The sequence below is a fragment of the Gracilimonas sp. genome, from assembly GCF_035704785.1.
GTDB lineage: Bacteria > Bacteroidota > Rhodothermia > Balneolales > Balneolaceae > Gracilimonas.
The window spans coordinates 1-4,951 of record NZ_DASSWP010000234.1 but is presented as its reverse complement, the minus strand read 5'-3'; the positions used below and the strand labels follow the sequence as shown (position 1 = coordinate 4,951).

General features: G+C 39.7%; 5 protein-coding genes. All 5 read right to left on the bottom strand.

Annotated elements, in window-relative coordinates:
• Window positions 1-43: 43 nt before the first annotated feature.
• Window positions 44-859 (bottom strand): diadenylate cyclase CdaA, encoded by an 816-nt coding sequence (cdaA, locus tag VFM80_RS13210; protein ID WP_395072435.1) that lies wholly within the window; start codon window positions 857-859, stop codon window positions 44-46.
• Window positions 860-874: 15 nt separating this feature from the next.
• Entirely contained in the window at window positions 875-1,657 is a 783-nt protein-coding gene (folP, locus tag VFM80_RS13205; protein ID WP_395072433.1) for a dihydropteroate synthase, read from the bottom strand.
• Between the two features lie 137 nt (window positions 1,658-1,794).
• The gene (gene fdxA / locus VFM80_RS13200; RefSeq protein WP_395072431.1) at window positions 1,795-2,130 is read right to left on the bottom strand and encodes a ferredoxin FdxA; all 336 of its coding nucleotides are present in this window, start codon (window positions 2,128-2,130) and stop codon (window positions 1,795-1,797) included.
• Between the two features lie 127 nt (window positions 2,131-2,257).
• Entirely contained in the window at window positions 2,258-3,484 is a 1,227-nt protein-coding gene (locus VFM80_RS13195; protein WP_395072429.1) for an ectonucleotide pyrophosphatase/phosphodiesterase, read from the bottom strand.
• Between the two features lie 81 nt (window positions 3,485-3,565).
• A partial coding sequence (locus VFM80_RS13190) for a TonB-dependent receptor domain-containing protein (RefSeq protein ID WP_395072427.1) occupies window positions 3,566-4,951 on the bottom strand: 1,386 nt, incomplete at its 5' end.

The following is a 4,951-nucleotide window of genomic DNA, read 5'->3' as shown; positions in this document are numbered from 1 at the left end:
TCGGTCAGACGGACTTAGAGCCGGCAGACCGAGAGCCTTTAGGTCAGTTCAAATTCACATCAGATTGCGCGGATCTAAAAGCTACGTCTTCATCAAACTTCTGATCTCCGAATGACTCTTCCATTTCGGCACGGAGTTTTTGGATTGTCAATCCACTGGTAAGGGCTCCATTTCGGGCAATGGAGATTCGCCCTGTTTCTTCAGATACCACGATCACAAACACATTATTGGATTCACTTATACCTACCGCCGCACGGTGGCGGGTTCCAAATGAAGTGGAAATATTCGGGTTCTGAGAAATAGGCAGATAACAACTGGCAGCTACAATTCTGTTTCCACGTATTACCACTGCTCCATCATGAAGTGGGGTATCTTTTTGAAAGATCGTTACTAAAAGCTCACTTCGTATTTCAGCATCAATATTAACTCCGGCATCTACCAGATCCTGTAGAGATGATGTTCGGGCAAACACGATCAAAGCACCGATTTTATTTTTAGCCATTTGCTTAACAGCTTGAATTACCTCATCAATAGTCTTATCAGAATTAGAGGTCGAAAAAAAGCGATCGAGACTCGTATTTGTTCCTAACCTGTAAAGTAATTTTCGGATCTCCGGCTGAAAAAGAATGATAAGTGCAATGATCCCCACGTCAAGTATTTGGCTTAGGATGGAGTTTATAGTTGTAAAACCAAGCAGCCCAATAACTACATTTATTATTACAACAAACAAGATTCCCAACGCGGCCTGAATGGCAAATGTACCTCTTACCCATCGGTACAGGTATACCAAGACGAGCGCAATAATGAGCGTCTCGACGAAATCCTTAACACCGAATTCGAGAAAACCAATGGGGAACAAGGCCGTCTTATTTTATTATTGTTGGGATTGAATTGCGTTGAATATACGAATTGAATCGGAAGCTTCCTTCACATCATGAACTCGCAGTATTTTCGCACCTTTCGTAAGTGCATGATAGTGAATTGCTACCGTTCCGATAACACGACCGTCTGTAGGGCGGCCATCTAATATTTTGCCGATCATTGACTTACGGGAAGCGCCAATCAATATAGGTAAATCAAATTTTTGAAACTTGTCAAGGTGAGCGATCAATTTAAGATTGTGCTCCAGGGTTTTTCCAAAGCAAATTCCGGGATCAAGAATGACCTTCCGAACTCCTTTTTTTCCCAATTCTATTAATTTTTGCTCGAAAAACACTGTTACATCCTGTACCACATTATCATACTCGGGATTTTTTTGCATGGTTTTGGGATCACCCTGTGTATGCATAAGAACGTAGGTTGCATCGTATTCTGCACACAGATCAGCGAACCTCGTCTCCTTACTGAGCCCACTCACATCATTGACAATTTGTGCTCCTGACTCTAAAGCATTTTTTGCCACATCAAACTTGGTTGTATCTATTGAAAAGATCACTTCATCAAAAACCGGAATGGCTTCTTCCAAGATCGGCATTACACGATCCATCTCTTGTTGAACAGAAACCGGATCTGCACCTGGCCGTGTAGACTCCCCTCCTATATCAATAATTTCCGCACCATTTCTAAGCATCAAATGGATACGGTCCATGGCCCTGTTTACATCAATATACTTACCCCCATCACTAAATGAATCGGGCGTAGCATTCAAGATCCCCATTATCTTTGGAGAAAAAGAGGTGCTAAAAAGTGAGTCTTTTAAAGACAATGGTTCCGGGATTAGATGATGATTAGATCACCCCGAATTCCCAACATAAATAGGAACTTGAGAAAAATCAGTTTATAGTCAGAAATTTTTTACCAGGCTTCAACAAGCTCATCACGCTTGTCTTCTTTTGTAGCCCAATCATCGGCATCAGGCAGTGCATCTTGAGTTTCATTAATAATGCGATCATCCCACTCTTCGGCGAGGCGTTCATTCAGGTCGATATAATCTTCCCATTTTTCCGGCACTTCATCATCCGGATAAATAGCTTCAACGGGACATTCAGAAACGCATGCATCACAGTCAATACATTCCATCGGATCGATCACCAAAAAGTTTGGTCCTTCCCGAAAAGCATCAACCGGACATACCGCCGCACAGTTAGTATATTTACATTGAATACAAGGTTCAGTTACAACGTAAGCCATGGTTATAAGTCAGTTTAAATAATATAATGGGGTGAATTTTAGCAGATTGGAATATCCCCTCACTTTGGGACAGATGCAATCTATATAGCAGCAGAGAAATGATTTTTTTGAATTAAAGTTCCGTGTTTCATTTCAGCATTACAGATACACTGTCAATAGTTCCATCGGTTGGGGCCGGAGTAATATTCATTAAGTCAGCCATAAGTTCATACAAGTGTACATTCTCGAAAGCTTTCATTCTATATCCTGATCTGAAGGCAGGCCCACTACCTATAAAAATAGCGTGCATTTCTTTTTCCCGGTTATCGAAACCATGGGCAGCACCGGAAGGGTAATCTTCTCTCGCATCAAAAAATTCCTGCGTATTAATAGTATATCCTATGTCTGCTACCATTAACAAATCCGGAACCCGGGGGTGGTTTTTGAGGTGGTAACGTTCAGGAATATTCTCTTTTAAATAGACTTTGAAATTTTCTTCCTTTTCTTTCAGGGCATTATAGATCGCAGCAGGATCTCCGTTTTTTACATTTGCCATAAGTGACGGACTGTATTCGATGATCTCAATATCATTGGGGTCTATCATATCATCTAAGACCACGATTCTTTCTCTGGAAACATTTGCCATTCCATGATCAGAAACGACCAACAAATTGGTATGATCAATGAGTCCATGTTCTTCCATGCGCTGTATCAAGTATCCCATCAAATCGTCTGCACGCTCTATCGCTTCTACTACCTCAGGTGAGTCGGTACCATACCGATGCCCCTGGCTATCTACAAAGTGAAAATAAAGGGTGGCAAAATCTACTTGCTTAGGATCATCATAACTCATCCACTTAACCACAGTATCAATTCGGGCGGAATCTCCCATAGACTGATCATACACTTTCCAGTGTGTTGGGTGCATATCCTGGATGGGGGCTTCAGAACCAACCCAAAACATAGTTCCGGCTTTTTTACCCTGTTTTTCTACCGTATTCCAAATGGGTTCGCCCTGATACCAGTCAGGGTTTTCAACGGCTTCACGATCACGCATGCTAAAAATTGCATCCATTTCAGGATCGTACATGCTATTCGAAATGAACCCATTATTTTCGGGGTATAAACCGGTGGCTATGGCGTAATGATTTGGAAATGTTTTTGAAGGGAAGATGGGAATTAGTCCTTTACTGATCACACCAGTTTCCACAAGTTTATCAAAATTCGGGGTGTCTGTTTTAGAGAGATAGTCGTATCTGAATCCATCAAAGGATATCAGCAGTACTTTCTCTCCAATGGGTTGATTAGAGGATGGTTCGTTTGAACAACCTACAGCTGTTACTAAAATAATGAGTGTAAAGATCAGGTTTTTCATAATGTTTGAAAATAAAAAAGCAGCCTGTCAGAAACAGGCTGCTTTTAAAAGTTTACTTAGTTTTTACTTTGGAATGTAAGCTTAGAAGTTATACTTCAAACTCGCGTTCCATGTTCTTCCAAACCCAAACCAAACAGAGTTTCTATTATCAACACCATTCCAAGTCTGAGAATTAGTTGTTGTATGAATATTTGTATTAGACTCTGCTATATACAAAGTATTGAATACGTTATTTACGTTAACCCTCAATGAGGCACTATTACCGAGTAAGTCAAAATTAAATGTTGTGCCTAAATCAAACAATCCGAATGAAGGAAGTTTTAATGCTCCTTTATTATCAGGATTAGTAAAAGCGTCATCTGTAATTGAGTAGTCTGCATAAAGGTTATCTACATATCTGTAAGATCCATCAACAATAAATTTACCAATACGATATTCGGCTCCTAAGTTTGACGTGAACTGAGCAGCATCACCAACCTTAACATCTTTTGTGTAAAGTACACCTGTACCGATTTCGTTATTATTGTCATCAAATAGAGTTGCTTCGAAGTTTTTTGTGTATCTCCAATTACCTGCTGACAACATACCGGTAAATTTTAAAGCGTTGTTAACACGATAGTCGGCTTCAACTTCAATACCTTGATGTAATACATCCACATCTTTAAACTGGGCTGTTCCAAAGCCTCCACCAGAAATTGGAAAACTTTGTGTTACAAACCGATTTCCCCAAGTTGTAGAATAAGCGTTAATCTTAACATCTAAATCACTTCCGATGTATCCATAACCAATTTCGAAAGAAACGATTTTTTCGTTTTGTAGGTCAGGATTTACTTCGTTAGCAAAGTTGGGGAATACGGCATCAAATAAAGGTTGGCGAGAAATAAATCCTGTGTTAAAGAACACATTCATTGTTTCTGACAAGTTGTAGTTAGCACCACCTTTGATGTAACCACCTAGTTGATTTACCTTTTCAGATAAAGGATTATTTGGTTGGTCAAATGTATCTTCTCTTTGGAAACCCTGATTTGAAACACCACCTTGAATAACGGCAGTTAGGCTATTATTGTCAGTACTGTATTCTACTAAACCATTAACACCTTGCCAATCAACATAACCGATGTTGTAGTAGTCAATCTTAGGTCCTGCTAATCCCGTATTACGGAAAGGAGATGCGGCGATTTTAGTTTGAATAATTCTACCTGCTGAATTTTGATTACCTGCCATATAATAAGCATCTAAGCCCATCAAGTTATTAAGGGCTCTATAGTGATACCCTGTATATTTTCGAAGATCTATTCCAATAGATGTTTTTAAATTCTCACCCTCATACTCCAAATTCGAAATAGCACCGAACCAGTTATGAGAATTCATTGAAGCTCTTCTGATAAGAACAGCATTATTTACTCCATCAGAAAAGAAATCATCAGAACCAATTAGTAGACCGTCATAATTTCCACCACCAATACC